Consider the following 19,532-nt stretch of genomic DNA (forward strand, 5'->3'; position numbering starts at 1 on the left):
GTTGGACGCGCGGGCGGGTGGACTGTAGCCTGCGCGGCGTCATGCAGCGCCTTCCGAAGCCCGATCCGCGGGCATCCGCCATGGCCGCCCTCGCGGCCGCGCTGATCGCGGTCCCGGTGCCGGTCATGGCGCAGATTGTGCGTCCCCTGCCGGCTCCGATGAGCCCGGCTTCCGAGGCGCCGGCGCCGCCGAACCTCTCGGCGCGGCCCCGCCCTTCCGCCGTGCCGGTCATTCCGGCGCTGGCGCTGCCCGCGGAGTTCGCGGTGCTGCCGGAAGGCGGCTGGCGCCTCTCCGGCGTCGCGGGGCGGGCCGAGCCCGACGGCGACGTGCGGCGCGCGGTCGAGACGATCGGCCGCTACCTCGCGGAGTTCACCACGGGGCGGGTGACGGTGCTCGTGCAGGTCTCCGGGCCGGCGGACGATGCCTCCATTGCCCGGCGCACGAGCCTCGCGCGCGCGATCGCGATCAAGACGGTCATGACGCGGGCGGGGCTGCCGGGCACGCGCGTGGACCTCCGCCCCATGGGCCGGACGGAGGAGGCGCGCGATGGCGTGGACATCCTCGCGCCGCCCCCGCGGCGTTCCGCCGCGGCGGGGCGATAGCCGGTCATGACGCAGCCCAACCGCTTCCTTCTCCGCATGGTGCTGTTCCTCGTCGCGGTGGCGGTGGTGGCGGCGCTGCTCTTCGGGGAACTGGAGCACGCCTTCACCGCGAATCCCGTGCTGAATGCGGTCATCCTGGCGGTGCTGCTGATCGGCATCGCCTGGAACATCCGCACGGTCCTCTCCCTCAAGCGGGAGGTGGCGTGGCTGGAGGCCTACCGGAAGCCGGATGCAGGCCAGCCGCCGGGCGATCCGCCGCGGCTGCTGGCGCCCATGGCATCGATGCTCGCGGCGCGGCGCGGCGACCGGCTGTCGCTCTCGGCGAGTTCGATGCGGAGCGTGCTGGACGGCATCTCCTCCCGGCTCGATGAGCAGCGGGAGCTGTCCCGCTACATGACGGGGCTGCTGATCTTCCTCGGCCTGCTCGGCACCTTCTGGGGACTGATCCTGACCATCGGATCGGTGGCCGACGTGATCAACAACATGTCCGTCGGCGCCGGCGACGTCACCGCGCTGTTCAACCAGTTGAAGACCGGACTGTCCCAGCCACTGCGGGGAATGAGCGTCGCCTTCTCCGCCTCCATGCTCGGGCTCGCGGGATCGCTCGTGCTCGGCTTCCTCGACCTGACGGCGGGTCAGGCGGGAAACCGCTTCTTCAACGAGCTGGAGGACTGGCTGGCGGGACTCACGCGGCTCTCCTCGGGCGTGCTGGGGAATGACGGGAATGAAGGCGGATCGGTGCCCGCCTATGTCCAGGCCCTGCTGGAGCAGACGGCGGAGAACCTGGAGGGGCTGCAGCGCATCCTCGCCCGCGGGGAGGAAGGGCGCGCCTCCGCGAGCCGTTCCCTGGAGGTGCTGACGGAGCGGCTCTCCGTCCTGTCGGATCAGATGCGGGCGAACCAGGTGGTGATGCAGCGCGTGGCCGAGAGCCAGGCGCAGCTTGGGCCGACGCTGCAGCGCCTCGCGGAGGCGGGGGAGCACGACGCGGCTTCCCGCGCGCATCTGCGGAACGTGGAACTCTACATCGCGCGACTGCTGGAGGAGACGCGGGAGGGGCGGGCCCAGGCCACGCAGGAGATCCGGAACGAGATCAAGGTGCTCGCCCGCACCATCGCGGCGCTGGCGGAAGCGCCGCCCGGCCAGTGAACCGACACGGCCACCCCGGGGGAGGCCCTGCTTCCCCTGGACCCTTCCGCCAGCGGGGTTGGAGTCCCGGCCTCGAACGACACTTGGGACCCGCCCCATGGCGATGACCGGCGGCCGGAGGCGCGGGAGCCGAGACGGGCTGAATGCCTGGCCGGGCTACGTGGACGCGCTCGCCACGCTGCTCATCATCATCATCTTCGTCCTGCTCGTCTTCGTGCTGGCGCAGGGCTTCCTCTCCGTCGCGCTGTCGTCCCGCGACCGGGCGCTGGATCGGCTGAACCGGCAAGTGGCGGAACTCGCGGACATGCTCGCGCTCGAACGGGGGCAGGCGGAGGAGTTGCGGTCCGGGCTGGGACGCGCGCAGCAGGAGGCGCGGGACGCCGTGGCGGCGCGCGACGCGCTGGCGCAGCAGCTCACGGCCCTGCGGGAGGAGGCCGGGCGCACGGGCAGCGAGCGCGACGCCCTGCGCGCGGAGCGCGACCGGCTCGCCGCGCGGGTGACGGATGCCGACCTCTCCGGCCGCGGCAATGCGGAGCGGATCACCAGCCTGGAACAGCGCCTGGCGGAGGCCCTGAGCGGGGCGGAACAGGCGGGCACCGATGCGGCCCGCACGGTTCGCGGCCTGACTGAGACGCGCCGCCAGCTCGCCACCGAGCAGGCGTCGCGCCAGGGCGCCGAGCGGACGCTGGCCGAGACGCGCGCGGCCCTGGAGGCCGCCCGGCAGACGCTGGCGTCGCTGCGGGAGGAGGAGGCGCGGCTCAACCGGCAGGTCTCGGCCGACCGGGCGACGATCGAGGCGCGCCTGGCCGATATGGCGCGGCTGACGGACCAGATCCGGGCGTTGACGGCCCTGCGGGATCAGGCGGAGCGGCAGGCCGCGGCCGCCCTGGCGCGCGCCGGCGACGAGGAGCGCCGGCGCCGCTCGGCCGAGGTCGCTTCGGACGAGGCGGAGACGGCACGCGGCGCCGCGGAAGCGCGGGCCGCCGCCGCGGTGCGGGCGCGCGAGCAGGCGGAGGCGGCCGCAGCGACGGCCGTTCAGGCGCGGGCTGCCGCCGCCGTGACGGCGGCCGAGGCAGTGAGCGCCCGCCAGTCGGCCGAAGCGGTGGCTGCCGAGGCCGAGCGGCGGCGTGCTGCGGCGGAGACCCGTGCGAGCGAGGCGACTCGCGGAAGGGAGCAGGCGGAGGCCTCGGCCGCCGAAGCATCCCGCGCCCGTCAGGCCGCGGAAGCAGCGACGCTGGAGGCCGGGCGACAGCGCGACGCCGCGGTGGCGCGGGCGGCGGACGCCGTGCGCGGGCGCGAGACGGCCGAGGCCGCCGCGGCCGAGGCGGCTCGGGCCCGGCAACTGGCGGAGGCGGCTGCGGCGGAGGCGGCGCGGGCGCGCCAATCGGCTGAGGCGGCGGTCGCGGAGGCGGCGCGACAACGCGCGGCGGCGGAGGCCCGGACGGCGGAGGCCGGGCGCGCGGCGACGGCCGCGGAGGCGCGGGCGGCCGAGGCGGCCCGGGCGCGCGGCGTGGCGGAGACGGCGCTCGCCGAGGGCAATCGGGCCCGGGCGGCGACCGAAGGGCTGCTGGAGGAAGCGACGCGCACCGCCCGCAGCGAGGGCGAGGCCCGCCGCGCCGCGGAGGCGCAGGCCGGGGAGTTCGGCCGCCTGGCCGAGAGCGCGCGGGCCCAGGCAGCCCTGCTCAACCAGCAGCTGGACGCGCTGCGGACGGAGCTGCGACGCGTGGCGGGCGCGCTGGAGACGCAGGAGGCGGCGGACCGGGAGAAGGACGCGCAGATCGCGAACCTCGGCACGCGGCTGAACGCGGCCCTCGCCGCGCGGGTGGAGGAGCTGCAGCGCTACCGCTCCGACTTCTTCGGCCGGCTGCGGGAGGTGGTGGGCGAGCGTCCGGAGGTGCGGATCGTCGGCGACCGCTTCGTCTTCCAATCCGAGGTGCTCTTCCCCGTGGGCAGCGCGGAGCTGTCCGAGGCGGGGCGGGAGCAGATCGCCACCGTCACGGCGACGCTCCTGCAACTCTCGTCCCGCATCCCGCCCGAGGTGCCCTGGGTGCTGCGGGTGGACGGGCACGCGGACAACTCCCCGATCCGGGGCGGGCGCTTCGCGACGAACTGGGACCTCTCGGCCGCGCGGGCCATCGCGGTGGCGCAGCTGATGATCAGCAGCGGCATGCCCGCGAACCGCGTGGCGGCCACCGCCTTCGGCGACAACCAGCCCGTGGACACCGCGGACACCCCGGCCGCGAGGGCCCGCAATCGCCGCATCGAGCTGCGGCTGACGGACCGGTAGCGGCACCGTGGGACGGCTGGTGCTGGACGTCTCGTCGCTCGCGCGCTGGAGCGGTCCGCCGGTGGGCATCGCGCGGGTGGAGCACGCGCTGGCGACCGCGGTGATGCGGCGGCCGGACGCGGTGCTCGCCTTCTATGATCGGGCGACCGGGTCCTTCCGGGCGCTGCGGCCGGAATGGCAGGCCACGGTGGTCGGTTGGTCCGGGCTGGTCGAGATCCCGGACGACGATCCGCCGCGCCGGGGCTGGCGGGCGCTCCTGCCCGGCCGCAAGCCGGCGGTCACGCGGCTGGAGCGCTGGCGGCTGACCTGGCCGCGGCCCCTCGCCGCGCTCGCCGACGCGGCGCAGCGGGCGATCCTGGCCGTCCGGTCCCACGGCACGCCCCTGCGGGACGCCTCGGGGCAGCGGATCGCGCGCGTCCCGCCGGACCTCGCGATCGGGGAGGTGCTGCGGCTGAGTCCCGCTGACGTGGTCTTCGCGGCGGGGTCCGGGTGGACCCACCTGGACATGACGGCGCTGGGCAGGATGAAGGCGCGGGACGGGTTCCGCTTCGCGACGCTCTGCTACGACCTGATCCCCCTCACCCACCCTCGGTTCTGGTTTCCGAAGACGGTGGAGGTGGTGCGGGCGCACTGGCTGGCGGCGCTGCCCCTAGCCGATCTGGTGGTCGTGAATGCGCGATGCATCGCGGAGGATGTGCGCCGCTTTTCCGCGGAGAACGGGATCGTGCCGCCCGACACGGCGGTGCTGCCGCTGGGCTACGACCCGCCACCGCGCCGGGCGGCCACGGCGCCGCTGCCGTCGGGGCTCGCGGCAGGGCGCTACGCGCTGTTCGTCAGCACGATCGAGCCGCGCAAGGGACACGCGACGCTGCTGCAGGCCTGGCGTGGCCTTCTCGCGCGCGGCCTTCCGCAGCGGAACGGCTTCCGCCTCGTCTTCGTGGGGCGCGAGGGCTGGATGGTGGAGGACGTCCTGCGGGAGCTGGCCGAGCCCGCGCTCGCGGGCAGCGTGCTGCACCTGACGGGCATTGGGGAGGCGGCGCTGGACACGCTGTACGAGGGGGCAGCCTTCATCCTCTACCCCTCGGCCTATGAGGGGTTCGGGCTGCCGATCATCGAGGCCTTCGCGCGCGGCAAGGCGGTGATCGCGTCCGCGGGCGGGGCGGTGCCGGAGACGGCGGGGGGACTCGCGCCCTGCCTGCCGCCGGGGGACGCCGCGGCCTGGGAGGCGGTGATGGCGGACTGGATCGAGAACCCCGGCGTGCGGAAATCCTGGGAAGCGTGCATTCGCATCGCCTTCACCCATCCGGACTGGGAGACCGCGGCGAACGGCATCCTGGACGCGGTCGCGAGCGCAGGGTCAGCCCAGGGCCGCGCGAAGCCGCAATAGCCAGAGGTGGACGCGCGTCCGCGGCCGCAGGCCAGGGCGCGTGAGAGCATAGCCGATGAAGGTGCGCGCGGCTGCCCCCTGCCCCGCCGCCAGCGCGTCCTTCGCCGCGCCGAGCGCGCGGCCGAGGAGCCCGGCCTCGATCGCGGCGTCGTCCAGGCCCAGGCGGTGCAGCATGGCTCGGTCGGCGGGCTCCGGGCCATCCGCGCCGTCCGGCAGGCCGGACCGGCGGAGGGCGGCGGCGGCCAGGGCGGCCATCTCGGAGGTCGCGCGCTGCTCGATGCTCTTCCAGGCCGATTGGGCGGCGTGCTCTCGGTAGTCGAGCAGGGCGTCCGGCAGGTTCATCAGCGCGTGGCGCTCGGAGAGGCGGAGCCAGAGGTCGAAGTCCTCAGCCAGGAGGAAGGCGGGGCGGTAGCCGCCGAGCGTGCGGACGGCGTCCAGGCGCATGGTGGCGGCCGGATGAGCGATCGGGTTGTGCGTCGCGAGGGCGGCTCGGATCGCGCCGGGATCGGTCGGCGGGTGGACCGTGCGGCGGGGGGCGCCGTCGGGGCCGATCACCCGCCAGGCGCTGCCGACCACCACGACTTCCGGCGCAGCGTCCAGCGCGGCCACCTGCCGTGCCAGCCGGTCAGGATGCGCCACGTCGTCGGCGTCCATGCGGGCGAGCACCGAGCCGCGCGCCTCGGACAGGCCGCGGTTCAGGGCGGGCGCGATGCCCCGCGCCGGGCCGGGCAGGACGCGCATCCGGGAATCGGCGGCGGCCAGTTCGGACAGGATACGGGGCGTCGCGTCGCGGGAACCGTCATCCACGACCAGGAGTTCGAGGTCGCGCCAGGACTGGCCAAGGATGCTGCGGACGGCCTGAGCCACATGGGCGGCGCCGTCGCGGACGGGCATCAGGACGGTGACGTGCGGCGTCATCTGGTCCCTTCCTCACGTCCGTGTAGGTTGGCGGAGCCGTAACGGAGCGGGTCGGGATCATGGCGGAAGATGCGGCGTTGCCGCCGGTGAGCATCCTCACCGTCGCGGCGGACGGGCTGTTCTTCGTGCGGCTGCTGGTCGAGCGCGTGCGGGCAACCGTCGGGGCGCGGGACTACGAGATCATCGTCGTGGACCGGGGGTCCCGCGACGGCACGCGCGAATGGGTGCGGGCGCAGCCGGATACGCGGCTGCTGACGCACCGCGTCTGGCCCTGGCATCGCGGCCACCGGCACGGCGAGGCCGCGGAGTACGGCGTGCGGAAGGCGCGCCATGAGCGGATCGTGCTGCTGGATTCGGACGCGCACCCGCTGGACCCGGACTGGCTGGTCCACAGCGCGGACCGGCTGGACGACCACACGCGGCTGGCCGGCGCGATCTTCCGCAGCCCGCATCGCGGCAACCCGCATGGCTGGTACGTGCACCCGCATTTCATGGCCTTCCGGAAGTCGGACCTGGGCGGACTGGTCGTGCTGCGGAAGATCCGGGGCGACGATACCGACACCGGCGAGGAGGCGACGATCCGCGTGCTGGAAGCGGGCAAGGGCATCACCGTGCACGAGATGGCCTTCTGCCCCGATTTCGACGTCGGGCATCCGCGCGTGCCGACCGTCGCGGGCGGGGTGTTCCACGCCTGGTACACGTCGAGGCTGCTGCACAACGAGGCGGAGGTGATCCGGGAGACGGAGGGGCAGGTGAGCCGCGCGCGTTACCTGGAGCCGCTGCGGGCACGGCTGCGCGCAGCCTATCCGGAGATCGCCGGCTAGGGTCAGGACGTGGCCGCGCGGCGCTCGGCGGCGACCTCGGCGAGTACGGCCTCCACCGCGCGGAGGTTGTCGCGGATGTCGTGGCCGCGGGATGCGGCCAGCGCCGCGTCACCGATCCGGCGGCGCGTCGTGCGGTCCAGCAGCGCGCGCATGTGGGTGGTCAGTGCGGGAACGTCCTCGGGATCGGGCAGGACGAAGCCCGTCGTGCCGTCGGTGATCAGTTCGGAGGCGCCGTTCATCGCTGTGGTGATCACGGGCAGGCCGGCGGCGCCGGCCTCGATGGTGGAGAGGCTGCAGGCGTCCCAGCGCGTCGGGTGCACATAGGCGTCGGCTGCGGCGAAGAGCGGGCGCATATCGGCCACCGGGCCGAGGAAATGGACCCGCTCCGTGAGGCCAAGCGAGGCGACGAGGCCGGTCCAGAAGGCGTCCGGCTCGCCGCCGGCCAGGGCCAGCCGCGCGTCTCCACCCACCGCGGCGAGCGCCCGGATCGCGTTGTCCATCCCCTTCAGACGGAGATTGTGGGCGGAGCCGAGGAAGAGTGTCTCCTCCCGCAGGCCCAGGCCGCGCCGGGCCTCCCTGCGAAGGGGGGCAATCGCGTCGGGCGCGAAGCGGGCCGTGTCCACGCCGTTGGGGATCACCGCGATCCGCGATTCCGGCACGCCGTGCCGGGCCGCGAGGTCGCGGCGGATGCGACGGGACACGGCGATCAGGCGCCGGGCGCGCGCGGCCTGGCGCGCCTCCAGCCAGGCCATGCGCCAGCGGCGGAGGTTCGTGCGCGGGGAGAGGGCCGCTTTCAGGCGCCGCACCGGGGTATGAGAAGCAATCTCCCGGTCAAGGCTCGCGAGGCGGGAGCCGGTCTGGGGGTGGAAGACATCTGCGGACCAGCCGGTGCCGGTGTCGTGCACCACGTCGGCGCCGAGGGTCGCGAGGGCCGCGGCGATCCGGCGGCCGCGCATGATGGGCGAGCGGTGCGGCGGCAGGCGGTGCAGCGTGACGGGCAGGCCGTGGGCCCCTTCCTCGAAGGCGAGGACGTGGACGTCGTGATCCTCGGCCAGGAGGTGGGCGGCCAGCTGGATGGTCCAGGCCTCCAGCCCGCCCCCGTGCGGGTCGAAGCGGTCGAGGACGAGGGCGACCTTCATGCCGCGAGACGCGCCCAGTCGTCGTCGGGAAGCCGGAGGCGGGCGGCCTCCATGTTCTCCGCCAGGTGGACAGGATTCAGCGTGCCGGGGATGGCGAAGCTGTTCGGGGCGCGTTGGAGGACCCAGGCGAGCGCCACCTGAGCAGGCGTGGCGCCCAGCCGGTCCGCGATCCCGCGCAGCACGCACCGGCGGCGGGGATCTTGCAGCGCGGCGAGCGGGCCATACGCGATGAAGGGAATGCCCGCGCGGGTGCAGGCGTCGATCAACGCGTCACGATCCCGCTCCCCTGGGCCGTAGCGGCACTGGACCGAGGCGACCGGCGCGATGGCCAGGGCCGCCTCCAGCTCCGCCACGCCGATGTTGCAGAGGCCGAGATGCCGGATCTTGCCGGTGGTGCGGAGGTCCGCCAGCGCGCCGACCTGGTCTGCGAACGGCACAGCCGGGTCGGCCCAGTGGAGTTGGTAGAGAGGAATGGCATCGAGGCCAAGGCGGCGCAGGCTGGCCTCGCAGGCCGCGCGCAGGCGGTCCGGGCGTCCGTCGAAGCGGGTGCGGTCGCGGTCGGTGCGGACCACGCCGCCCTTGGTGGCGATGAGCAGGTCCGGTGGATAGGGGCGCAGCGCCTCGGCGACGAGTTCCTCGGACAGGGCGGGGCCGTAGCTGTCGGCGGTATCCAGGAGGTCGGCGCCGAGTTCCACCGCACGGCGCAGGATGCGGTGCGCGGCTCCGCGGTCGCCGAGGCATGTCGCCGTGGCGGGACGGCCGGCGACGCGGAACGCGGCGCCATAGCCGATCCGACGCACGTCGCGGCCGCAGATCCGCATGGCCTCGGCCGCCGTCGCGCCCGCTGGCGGCGGCGAAGCCGTTCCAGGAAATCCCATCATCTCACGCGCCGCGACCCGGAAGCCCTTGAGCGGTCGCGATGATCGGGCGGGCGGGCCCCACGGCGCAAGCCGCGAGGCCGAACCGTGTCAGCCCGCCGCCTCCGCCCGCCGCCGCCCGCGCAGACCGCGGGCCCAATCCGCGACCACCGGGACGGACCACAGCGCCGCCAGCACCGTCAGGGCGCAGAGCCCTGCGCTGATGGGCCGGGTGAAGAACGGCGTGACGTCGCCGCCCGAGAGCACGAGGCCGCGCAGGAGGTTCTTGTCCAGCAGGTCGCCCAGCACGATCCCCAGCACCAGCGGCGCCATCGGGAAGCGCAATTCCCGCAGGACGAAGCCGAGGAGGCCGGCGCCGAGCATCACCCAGACATCGAACAGGCGCTGCGTGATGGCGAAGGCCCCGACGGTGCAGAGCACGAGGACCACTGGCATCAACCGCTCTCGCGGGATGAGCAGGACGTAGAGGAGCGGGCGGACGAGGACGAGGCCGTAGAGCAGCTTCACCATATCGGCGACGATGAGCATGGCGACGATGTTGTAGATGAACTCCGGCGTGGAGATCGCGAGCATCGGGCCCGGGTTGATGCCGTGGATCATCATCGCCGCCATCAGCACGGCGGCGGGCGCGGACCCCGGGACGGCAAGGGTGAGGACGGGGATGATGGCGCCGGGGACGCAGGCGCTCTCGCCCGTCTCGGCGGCCATCAGGCCCTCCACGCTGCCCTTGCCGAACTTGTTCGCCTCCTTCGAGCCGCGCCGGGCGGCAGCGTAGGAGGTCCAGGCGGCGATATCCTCCCCGAGGCCGGGCATGGCGCCGATGAAGGTGCCGATGCCGCCGGATCGGAGGATGGTGCGCCAGTACTTCGCCACGTCCGAGGGGCGCGGGAAGATGCTGTCCAGCTTGTTCGCCACCGCCCGCACGGCAGGGCCGCGCATGGATTGCAGCACCTCCGCCACGCCGAAGACGCCGACGAGGACCGGCAGCAGGCCGAGGCCACCCGCGAGGTCCACGTTGCCGAAGGCGAAGCGCGGGTAGGCGTGGTTCGGCTCCTGCCCCACAGTCGCGATCAGCAGGCCGAGGAAGCCGGCGATGTAGCCCTTCAGCGGGTCGCCGCCGGACAGGGAGCCGGCGATGACGATGCCGAACATCGCCACCCAGAACATCTCGTAGGAGCCGAACTGAAGGGCGAACTCCCCGAAGGCCGGGGCGAAGAGGGCCAGGCAGAGCGTGCCGAAGAGCGTGCCGAGCCAGGAGCCGGTGGTGGAGATGCCCATGGCGCGGCCGGCGAGGCCCTGACGGGCGAGCGGGAAGCCGTCCAGCGTGGAGGCGGCGGAGGCCGGGGTGCCCGGGATGTTCAGCAGGATGGCCGAGCGCGAGCCGCCGTAGATCGCCCCGACATAGACGCAGATGAGGACGAAGATCGCGGTGTTGTGGCCCATGCTGAAGGTCAGCGTGGTGAGCAGCGCGACCCCCATCGTGGCCGTCAGCCCGGGCAGCGCGCCGATGATGATGCCCACCAGCATCGCCCAGATCGCGTGCAGCAGGATGCCGCCCTGGAGGATGTTGGCGAAGCCGCCGCCAAGCATGGAAAGGGCGTCGTTCATGCGGTCGGGCGGTCCCTAGGGCAGGCGGACGAGGAAAAGGTCCTCGAAGAGCAGGGTGACGGCCCAGCCGGCGCCGAGGCCGATCGCCAGGGCCTCGATGAGCCGGCGCGGGCGGCCCGCGGGGCCGCGTGACCACTCGAAGGCCGCGACGAAGGCGAAGACGAAGATCGACGTCGCGAGCCAGAAGGGCAGCCGCCCGACGAGGCCGCCGGCGTAGACAAGCGCGAGCGCCGCGGCGAGCGCGAGGCGGCCATTGTCGTTGCCGGGATCACCGACGCCCGGCGTCTCCGGCCGGCGAAGCGTCCGCAGGGCGAGCAGCATCGCCAGGATGGCGATGGCGACGCCGTAGAAGCCGGGCACGATCCCCGGCGCGGTGAGCCCGGTGCCCGACTGCTCCACGAAGGTCGGCATCCGCCACGCGAGCCCGACGACGGTCAGGCCGAGCACCATCAGCACCGCGGAGGTGATCAGATCCGCCCGCTTCGAGGGAGGGGCCTTCTCTCCCTCGAAGGGCGAGGCGGTGTCGACGGTCTCCTCGCTCAAGCCCGGAACTCCTAGAGGCGCTGGATGCCGAGCGTGTCGGGCGAGACGCGGGCCTTGCCACCATCGAAGTAGAGCCAGGCGGTCTGGCGGACCATCTTCCAGGCCTCGTCATGCGCTTCCTGCCCGGCGAGCGGGGTGAACAGCGCGGCGCGCTGGTCGGCGTAGTCCTTCAGGCGCTGGGAACTGGCGATCTTCTCCCGCCAGATCTGGGCGACCGTGTCCACCGCGGGCTGCGGGATGCCCTTGGGCGCCCAGACGCCGAAGTAGTTCAGCGGCGCCGGTACGTTCGGGATCCAGCGTTGGACCGAGGGGATCTCGCCGAAGCCGGCGAGGGTCACGGGCCGCTCGCTCTGCACCGCCAGCGGGATCAGGCGGCGTGCCTTGATCATCTCGGCGGCCTCCACCATCAGCATGGAGCCGACGGGAACCTCGCCCGAGACGATGGCGATGGTGGCCGGGTTGCCACCGTCATAGGTGGCGTGGCGGTACTGGATGCCCGTGGCGGCGCGGATCGCCTCCATGAAGTTGTGGCCGGCCGAGGATACGCCGGCGGTGGAGACGGCGATGGAGGCTCCACGGGCCTTCAAGGCGTCCAGGAGCTGCCCGAAGTCCCGGTAGCCCGAGGCGGGGTTAGCGCAGATCGTGTTCACGTTGGCGACGGCGAAGAAGAGGTTCCAGTCCGTCAGCATCGTATCGAGCAGGCCGAGCACCTTGTAGCAGCCGACGTCCACCGCTGCGCCTGCGGCCCAGGTGAGGCCATCCTTCGCCGCCTCCAGCGCGTTGCGCGTGCCGATGGAGCCCGAGGCGCCGGGCTGGTTCACCACGACCCAGCGCTGCCCCATGGCCGACTCCAGCTCCGCCGCCACGAGGCGGGCCATCTGGTCGGTGGAGCCGCCGGCGGCCCAGGGGACGATGAGCGTCACCGGGCGGTCCGGCCGCCAGGGATAGGTCTGCGCCTGCACGAGCGCGGGCAGCGCGAGGCCGGCGGTGGCGGCTCCGAGCAGGTGGCGACGCTTCATGGCTCGTTCCCCGTTCCGTGCGAGCGGCGCGGCGGCCCTTGCCGTCGGCGACCCGCACCGATAACCCGTTGGTTACCGGAAGCTTGCGACCGCGTCGGGCCGGGGGTCAAGCCGGCATCGGGTTACAGCATCCGGCGATCGGGGGAGGACGCGATGCGCGTCGCGCTGTGCAACGAGGTCGTGCGGGAGCTGCCCTTCGAGCGGCAATGCGCGCTGGCCGCCGCGCTGGGCTATGACGGGATGGAGGTGGCGCCGTTCACGCTGGATGCGGAGGCCCCTCACCTGCTCCCGGCGTCGCGGCGGGCGGAGCTGCGGCGCATCGCGACCGAGGCCGGAGTGCCGATCACGTCGCTGCACTGGCTGCTGGTCGCGCCGGGGGGGCTGTCGATCTGCGCGGCCGATCCGGCGCTGCTGGTGCGCACGCGGGATGTCGTCCAGCGGCTGGTCGGGCTGGCGGCCGACCTCGGCGCCGCGGTGCTGGTGCACGGGTCACCGGGGCAGCGGCCCGTGCGGGACGACGACGATGCGCGGCGGGCGGAGGAGACGATGCGGCTGGCAGGCGACTGGGCGGCAGCGGCGGGCGTGACCTATTGCCTGGAGCCGCTGGATGCCGGGCAGACGAGCTGGGCCCGCACCGTGGAAGAGGCGGCCGGGATCGTGCGGCGCGCGGCGTCTCCGGGCTTGGCGACGATGCTGGACGTGTCGGCCGCCGGGAATGGCGAGGCCGATCCGGTGCCGGACCTGCTGGACCGGTGGCTGCCGACCGGGCTCATCCGGCACATCCACTTCAACGACCGCAACCGGCGCGGGCCGGGACAGGGGCCGGATCGCTTCGCGCCCATCATCGCGGCGCTGCGGCGCAATGCCTATGACGGCTGGTGCGCGGTCGAGCCCTTCGAGTATGTGCCGGACGGGCCCGGTGCGGCCGCGCGCGCGATCGGCTACCTGCGCGGGATCGAGGAGACGACCGCATGAGCGCGCCCCGCTTCCGGCTGATCGCGGTGGAGCGGCGGGAATGGCCGTTCCGGCTGCGCCTGCCCTTCCGCTTCGGCATCATCACCGTCACGCACGGGCGCCAAGCGGTGGTGACCGCGCGCATCCTGACGGAGGACGGGCGGGAGGCGCGCGGGATCGCGGCGGAGTCCCTGGCGGCGAAGTGGTTCGACAAGGACCCGCGCTGGACCGACGCACAGAACGAGGACCAGCTCCGGCGGTCCCTGGAGATCGCGTCCGAGGCGTCGCTGGCGGCGGGAGCCAACACGGCCTTCGGACACTTCGCGGATTCCTGGACCCCGCACGAGGCGGCCTGCGGGGCGGAGGGGCTGAACCCGCTCGTTGCCTCCTATGGCCGGGCGCTGCTGGACCGCGCGATGCTGGACGCGCTGCTGAAGGCGCAGGGAGCGTCGTTCTTCGCGGGGATGCGGGCGAACATCGGCGGGATGGCGCCACACCCAGTGGCGGCGGATCTCGGCGGCTTCGACTTCGGCGCGATGCTGGCGGCGACCCGGCCCGCGGCGACGATCCAGGCGCGTCACACCGTCGGGCTGGTGGACCCGATCACCGCGGCAGACCAGACGGACCGCGTCGGGGACGGCCTGCCGGAGACGCTGGAAGAGGTGGCCCTGACCTACGGCCACCGGTTCTGGAAGCTGAAGGTCGGCGGCGACATCGCGGCCGACGTGGACCGGCTCTGCCGCATCGCGTCGGTGCTGGACCGGCGGCCGGGCTACCGCGCCTCCCTCGACGGCAACGAGCAGTACGAGGATGGGGAGGGCGCGGCCGCCCTGTGGCGCGCCATGGAGGAGGAGCCGCGGCTGGAGGCGCTGCGCGACGCCATCCTGTTCGTCGAGCAGCCGGTGAAGCGGGCGAAGGCGCTGTCCGTGCCGATGACGGCGCTCGCTGCCTCCCGCCCCGTCATCGTGGACGAGAGCGACGGACCGATGGACGCCTTCGTGACCGCGCGCGGGATGGGCTATGCGGGCGTGTCCAGCAAGGCGTGCAAGGGCGTGTGGCGGTCCCTGATCAATCACGCGCGCTGCCAGGCCTGGAACGCCGAGGCCGGCGCCGAGCGCTTCTTCATGTCGGCCGAGGACCTGACGACGCTCGCCGGCGTCTGCGTGCAGCAGGATCTGGCGCTGGTGGCGCTGATGGGCATCACCCATGTCGAGCGGAACGGGCACCACTTCGTCGCAGGCTTCTCCGGTCGGCCGGCTGAGGAAGCCTCGCGCTTCGCCGCGGCGCATCCCGACCTCTACGAGACGGCGCCCTTCCCGCGGCTGCGCATCCGCGATGGGGCGCTGTCCATCGGCTCGCTGGACGTGCCGGGCCTGGGCGCCGGGATCGAGCCGGATCTCGACGCGATGGAGGTGATGCCCAAGGCCTCCTGGCCGCCCGCCTGAGGCGCGCCGCCCGGTTCCATCCGGGCGTTCCACGGATCGGCACGGTCTTCCCGTGGCTTTGATCCCCCGCGTGCGAGACCTGGTGCCAAGCTTCGTGTCGCCCTCGAACGGAGCCGGCCATGAGTGTCTTCGACGACATTCGCGACGTGGCGCGACGGGCCGCCTACGCGGCGGCGCTGCCCAACCTTCTCCTGTTCAAGTCGAAACCGAGCAAGTCCTTCGCCTCGCGCGGGAACACGAAGATCGACGAGATCATCCTGCACGGCACGGAGAGCAAGGGGACGGAGGAGCAGAGCGCCAGCTACGTCGCGAGCGCGGCGAACAGCAGCCACTACTTCATCGGCCGCACCTTCGGTGTCGCGTACAGCGTCGTGCCGGAGGAGATGCAGGCGTTCCATGCCGGGAACCCGAAGCGCCATCCGGGCGTGCAGGACCACAACGCCCGCTCGATCGGGATCGAGATGTACCAGCGGGACATCTCGATGTTCGGCGGGGATGCATCGAAGCTCGACTGGACGGACTGGCAGTACGAAACGATCGCCATGCTGGTCTATGACATCCGTCGCCGGCGCGGCATCGCCGCCGACCATGTGAAGGGACATGTGCAGGTCAACAGCGTGGACCGCGCCGATCCACGGCGGTTCGACTGGGTGCGGCACAACCGGCGCGTGACGGAGCTGTCCCGAACCCTCGGCAGGTTGCTCGGACCCGGCTTCGCCATCGACCTGGACCTGCCCAGCCCGCGTATCCTCCTGCCCTGAGTTCGAACTCGCCCTGCCGCATTCCAGGGAGCGGGCATTCGAGCATCCGGCTAGCCCTGTGCGAAGGCGTGGCCCGAGCGCCCGCTACCCTCTAGGTGCAACCAGCGTCCGATTTGGTTGCACCCGTTGTGCGGAAGGTAGTACCACCGCCTGGTACGGAGGGCACGATGGGAACGACGACGATCGGCGTCAAGGTCGATGAGGCTCTCCGGGCCCGGATCAGGGCCGCCGCCGAAGCCCAGGGCCGATCGCCGCACTCCCTGGTGAAGGGCGCGATCCTGTCCGCGCTGGATAGCGGACTACCCGTCGTTATCGGAGAAAACGGAGCGACCAGTGGGTCGACCGCCGCGCCGCCCTTCCTGGCCTTCGCCCAGGGGGTGCAACCCCAGACGGTGCTCCGCGCCCGGATCACCGAGGCCTATCGTCGGCCGGAGGAGGAGTGCCTTCCCCTCCTGATCGCACAGGCGACGCTGGCTCCCCCCGTCCAGGCCGCCGCGACCCGTCTGGCGCAGAACCTCGTCACGGCGCTGCGGGCGAAGGGCGCTCCGCGCGGGGTGGAGGGGCTGATCCAGGAATTCTCCCTCTCCTCCCAGGAGGGGGTGGCGCTGATGTGCCTCGCGGAGGCCCTGCTCCGCATCCCCGACCGGGCCACGCGGGACGCCTTGATCCGGGACAAGATCCGGCACGGGGATTGGGCCGCACATCTCGGGCACTCCCCGTCGCTCTTCGTGAATGCGGCGACCTGGGGGCTGGTGGTCACGGGCAAGCTCACCTCCACCAGCAGCGAGGAGGGGCTGACGGGCGCGCTGACTCGCCTGATCGCGCGGGGCGGCGAGCCGGTGATCCGTCGCGGCGTGGACATGGCCATGCGGATGATGGGGGAGCAGTTCGTCACGGGGCAGACCATCGCCGAGGCCCTGGCGAATGCCCGCGCGATGGAGGCGAAGGGCTTTCGCTACTCCTACGACATGCTCGGGGAAGCCGCGACGACGGAGGCCGACGCGGCGCGCTACCTTCGCGATTACGAGCAGGCAATCCACGCGATCGGGCGCGCTTCGGGCGGGCGCGGGATCTACGAGGGGCCGGGCATCTCGATCAAGCTCTCGGCTCTGCACCCCCGCTATTCGCGTGCGCAGCGGGACCGGGTGATGGCGGAGCTGCTGCCGCGCGTCGCGGAGCTCGCGGTGCTCGCGCGGCGCTACGACATCGGGCTGAACATCGACGCGGAAGAGGCGGAGCGGCTGGAGCTGTCGCTCGACCTGCTGGAGGCACTCTGCTTCGACCCGCGGCTGGAGGGGTGGAACGGCGTCGGTTTCGTGGTGCAGGCGTATCAGAAGCGCGCCCCCTTCGTGCTGGACTGGGTCATCGAGCTGGCGCGCCGCAGCAACCGGCGGATCATGCTGCGGCTGGTCAAGGGGGCGTACTGGGACAGCGAGATCAAGCGCGCGCAGCTCGAGGGGCTGGAGGGCTTCCCGGTCTTCACGCGGAAGATCCACACGGACGTCTCCTACATCGCCTGCGCGCGGAAGCTGCTCGCGGCGCCGGATGCGGTCTTCCCTCAGTTCGCGACGCATAATGCGCGGACGGTGGCGACGATCCACGCCATGGCCGGCGGGAACTTCTACGCCGGGCAGTATGAGTTCCAGTGCCTTCACGGCATGGGCGAGCCGCTCTACGAGGAGGTGGTGGGGCCGGAGAAGCTGAACCGTCCCTGCCGCATCTACGCCCCGGTCGGCACGCACGAGACGTTGCTCGCCTACCTCGTCCGCCGGTTGCTGGAGAACGGGGCCAACTCCTCCTTCGTGAACCGGATCAACGATCCCGACGTGCCGGTAGAGGCGCTGATCACCGATCCGGTGGAGGCGGCGCGGGACTTGGTGCCGCAGGGCGCGCCGCATGCGGGGATCGCGCTGCCGCGCGAGCTGTTCGGCGATGAGCGGCCGAATTCGGCCGGGCTGGACCTGACGAATGAGCAGCGCCTCGCCTCGCTGTCGGCCGCGCTGCTGGCCGGGTCGGGTGCTCCACTGGTGGCGGCCCCGATGGTGGAGGGGCTGCAGCCGGCCGGGGAGCCGCGCGAGGTCCGGAATCCCGCCGATCTCCGCGACCTCGTCGGCCATGTGACGGAGGCGACGGCCGACGCGGTGGAGGCGGCTCTGGCTGCGGCCACGGCGGCCGGGCCGATCTGGCAGTCCACCCCGCCGTCCCAGCGGGCCGCCTTGCTGGCGCGCGCCGCGGACCTGATGGAGGAGCGGCTGCCCGCGCTGCTCGGCCCCATCGTGCGGGAAGCCGGGAAATCCCTGCCCAACGCGGTGGGCGAGGTACGGGAGGCGGTGGACTTCCTGCGCTACTACGCCGCGCAGGTCCGGCGGGAGTTCGACAATGCGACGCATCGCCCGCTCGGGCCGGTGGCCTGCATCTCGCCCTGGAACTTCCCGCTCGCGATCTTCACCGGACAGGTGGCGGCGGCGCTGGCGGCAGGGAACACGGTGCTCGCCAAGCCGGCGGAAGAGGTGCCGCTGATCGCCTCCCTCGCGGTCGGCATCCTGCGGGAGGCGGGCATTCCCGCGGGCGCACTCCAGCTCCTGCCGGGCGACGGGTCCGTGGGCGCGCGGCTGGTGGCGGATGCGCGCACGCGTGGCGTGATGTTCACCGGCTCCACCGAGGTCGCGCGGCTGATCCAGCGGCAGCTCGCGGAGCGCCTGAGCCCGGATGGCGCGCCGATCCCCCTGATCGCGGAGACGGGCGGGCAGAACGCGATGATCGTGGATTCCTCCGCCCTGCCGGAGCAGGTGGTGGGAGATGTCCTCGTCTCCGCCTTCGACAGCGCGGGGCAGCGCTGCTCCGCGCTGCGCGTGCTGTGCCTGCAGGAGGAGGTGGCGGAGCGCGTGCTGACGATGCTGAAGGGCGCGCTGGCGGAGCTCTCGGTCGGCACGCCGGACCGGCTGTCGGTGGATGTGGGCCCCGTGATCTCCGAGGAGGCCCGGCGGAACCTTCAGGGCCACATCGACGCGATGCGGGCGAAGGGGAACCCGGTCCATGCGCTGGACCTGCCGGACGCCTGCCGCCACGGCACCTTCGTTGCCCCCACGATCATCGAGATCGGCGGACTGGCGGAGTTGGAGCGCGAGGTGTTCGGCCCGGTCTTGCACGTCCTGCGCTTTCGCCGCGCGGAGATGGAGGCGCTGGTGGATGCCATCAACGCCACCGGCTACGGCCTGACCTTCGGCGTCCACTCCCGGATCGACGAGACGATCGAGCGGGTGACGGACCGCGCCTCGGTCGGGAATGTCTACGTCAACCGCGGGATCATCGGCGCGGTGGTGGGGGTGCAGCCCTTCGGCGGGCACGGGCTCTCGGGCACGGGGCCGAAGGCGGGCGGGCCGCTCTACCTGCGCCGGCTGCTCTCGGCCTGCCCGGCCGAGCCGAACCTGCCGGCCGGCAGGGGGCCGACCGAGGCCGCACGCGCCTGGAAGGACTGGCTTTGGGAGGCCGGCCACGGCCCGGCCGCCGATCTGTGCGAGCGGCTGATCGCGCGGTCCCGCCTCGGGCTGGAGATGGCGCTGCCCGGGCCGGTGGGGGAGAGCAATGCCTATTCGCTGCATCCGCGCGGCACGGCGTTGTGCCGGGCGGCCACGCCCTTCGGGCTGATGGCGCAGGTGAGCACGGCGCTCGCCACGGGCAACCGGGTGCGGGTGGAGGCGCCAGAGTCTGTGCGCGCGGCCCTGTCGGGCGCGCCCGTCGTGCTGGATGGTGGGGAGGATTTCGACGCGGTGCTGTTCGAGGGTGAGGCGGACACGCTGCGCGCCGTGGCGTTGGAGGTGGCGGCGATAGAAGGGCGGATCCGGCCCGTGCTCGGCGCCACGTCGCACGGGCTGGCCGGGGGGACCGAGGGCTATGCGCTCGACATGCTGCTGCTGGAACGCGCGGTCAGCACGAACACCGCAGCGGTGGGCGGCAATGCGAGCCTGATGACGATCGGACCGGGCGAGTCGCTCTAGGAACAGCACGGGATTCGCGGGGC

General features: G+C 72.9%; 15 protein-coding genes. 9 read left to right on the forward strand and 6 right to left on the reverse strand.

Features of this window, described 5'->3' with window-relative positions:
* The first annotated feature begins 41 nt into the window (after window positions 1-41).
* The 4 genes from ACP6CK_RS07005 to ACP6CK_RS07020 all read left to right on the forward strand — a co-directional run bounded on the left by ACP6CK_RS07005 (window position 42) and on the right by ACP6CK_RS07020 (window position 5,422).
* A complete protein-coding gene (locus ACP6CK_RS07005; RefSeq protein ID WP_426958163.1) occupies window positions 42-602 on the forward strand; it encodes a hypothetical protein in 561 nt (186 codons plus the stop codon).
* Between the two features lie 6 nt (window positions 603-608).
* On the forward strand, window positions 609-1,748 hold the full coding sequence (locus ACP6CK_RS07010) for a flagellar motor protein MotA (protein WP_426958164.1): 1,140 nt from the start codon (window positions 609-611) through the stop codon (window positions 1,746-1,748).
* Window positions 1,749-1,845: 97 nt separating this feature from the next.
* Window positions 1,846-4,035, forward strand: coding sequence for a peptidoglycan -binding protein (locus ACP6CK_RS07015; RefSeq protein WP_426958165.1), 2,190 nt, complete (start codon window positions 1,846-1,848; stop codon window positions 4,033-4,035).
* Between the two features lie 19 nt (window positions 4,036-4,054).
* Window positions 4,055-5,422: a glycosyltransferase family 4 protein gene (locus ACP6CK_RS07020; protein ID WP_426958166.1), complete on the forward strand. Its 1,368-nt coding sequence runs from the start codon at window positions 4,055-4,057 to the stop codon at window positions 5,420-5,422.
* Here ACP6CK_RS07020 and ACP6CK_RS07025 read toward each other — a convergent pair.
* Window positions 5,393-6,340 carry a glycosyltransferase family 2 protein gene (locus ACP6CK_RS07025; protein WP_426958167.1) on the reverse strand — a complete coding sequence of 316 codons (948 nt, stop codon included), beginning with the start codon at window positions 6,338-6,340 and terminating at the stop codon, window positions 5,393-5,395. The genes ACP6CK_RS07020 and ACP6CK_RS07025 overlap by 30 nt on opposite strands.
* A 59-nt stretch (window positions 6,341-6,399) precedes the next feature.
* Here ACP6CK_RS07025 and ACP6CK_RS07030 point away from each other — a divergent pair, with 59 nt between their 5' ends.
* Complete coding sequence (locus ACP6CK_RS07030) at window positions 6,400-7,164, forward strand: glycosyltransferase (RefSeq protein ID WP_426958168.1); 765 nt, start codon at window positions 6,400-6,402, stop codon at window positions 7,162-7,164.
* Between the two features lie 2 nt (window positions 7,165-7,166).
* Here the strand turns inward: ACP6CK_RS07030 and ACP6CK_RS07035 are convergent, their stop codons facing one another.
* The 5 genes from ACP6CK_RS07035 to ACP6CK_RS07055 form a co-directional block, all read right to left on the reverse strand.
* Window positions 7,167-8,303 carry a glycosyltransferase family 4 protein gene (locus tag ACP6CK_RS07035; RefSeq protein WP_426958169.1) on the reverse strand — a complete coding sequence of 379 codons (1,137 nt, stop codon included), beginning with the start codon at window positions 8,301-8,303 and terminating at the stop codon, window positions 7,167-7,169.
* Entirely contained in the window at window positions 8,300-9,124 is an 825-nt protein-coding gene (locus ACP6CK_RS07040; RefSeq protein WP_426958170.1) for an aldo/keto reductase, read from the reverse strand. The genes ACP6CK_RS07035 and ACP6CK_RS07040 overlap by 4 nt, the downstream gene beginning before the upstream one ends.
* Before the next feature lie 147 nt (window positions 9,125-9,271).
* A complete protein-coding gene (locus tag ACP6CK_RS07045; protein WP_426958171.1) occupies window positions 9,272-10,789 on the reverse strand; it encodes a tripartite tricarboxylate transporter permease in 1,518 nt (505 codons plus the stop codon).
* A 15-nt stretch (window positions 10,790-10,804) separates the two neighbouring features.
* A complete protein-coding gene (locus ACP6CK_RS07050) occupies window positions 10,805-11,332 on the reverse strand; it encodes a tripartite tricarboxylate transporter TctB family protein (RefSeq protein ID WP_426958172.1) in 528 nt (175 codons plus the stop codon).
* 11 nt (window positions 11,333-11,343) lie between these two features.
* Window positions 11,344-12,351, reverse strand: a complete 1,008-nt coding sequence (locus tag ACP6CK_RS07055) for a Bug family tripartite tricarboxylate transporter substrate binding protein (RefSeq protein ID WP_426958173.1) — start codon at window positions 12,349-12,351, stop codon at window positions 11,344-11,346.
* Window positions 12,352-12,504: 153 nt separating this feature from the next.
* Between ACP6CK_RS07055 and ACP6CK_RS07060 the strand changes: the two genes are divergently transcribed.
* From ACP6CK_RS07060 to putA, 4 genes are all read left to right on the forward strand, one after another.
* Complete coding sequence (locus ACP6CK_RS07060) at window positions 12,505-13,326, forward strand: sugar phosphate isomerase/epimerase family protein (protein ID WP_426958174.1); 822 nt, start codon at window positions 12,505-12,507, stop codon at window positions 13,324-13,326.
* Window positions 13,323-14,750 (forward strand): mandelate racemase, encoded by a 1,428-nt coding sequence (locus ACP6CK_RS07065; RefSeq protein WP_426958175.1) that lies wholly within the window; start codon window positions 13,323-13,325, stop codon window positions 14,748-14,750. Before ACP6CK_RS07060 ends, ACP6CK_RS07065 begins: the two co-directional genes overlap by 4 nt.
* A gap of 119 nt (window positions 14,751-14,869) precedes the next feature.
* On the forward strand, window positions 14,870-15,511 hold the full coding sequence (locus ACP6CK_RS07070) for an N-acetylmuramoyl-L-alanine amidase (protein WP_426958176.1): 642 nt from the start codon (window positions 14,870-14,872) through the stop codon (window positions 15,509-15,511).
* Between the two features lie 167 nt (window positions 15,512-15,678).
* A complete protein-coding gene (putA, locus tag ACP6CK_RS07075) occupies window positions 15,679-19,509 on the forward strand; it encodes a trifunctional transcriptional regulator/proline dehydrogenase/L-glutamate gamma-semialdehyde dehydrogenase (RefSeq protein ID WP_426958177.1) in 3,831 nt (1,276 codons plus the stop codon).
* The last annotated feature ends 23 nt before the right edge of the window (window positions 19,510-19,532 follow it).

Source organism: Muricoccus radiodurans (assembly GCF_050154705.1).
Classification (GTDB): Bacteria; Pseudomonadota; Alphaproteobacteria; order Acetobacterales; family Acetobacteraceae; genus Roseomonas; species Roseomonas radiodurans.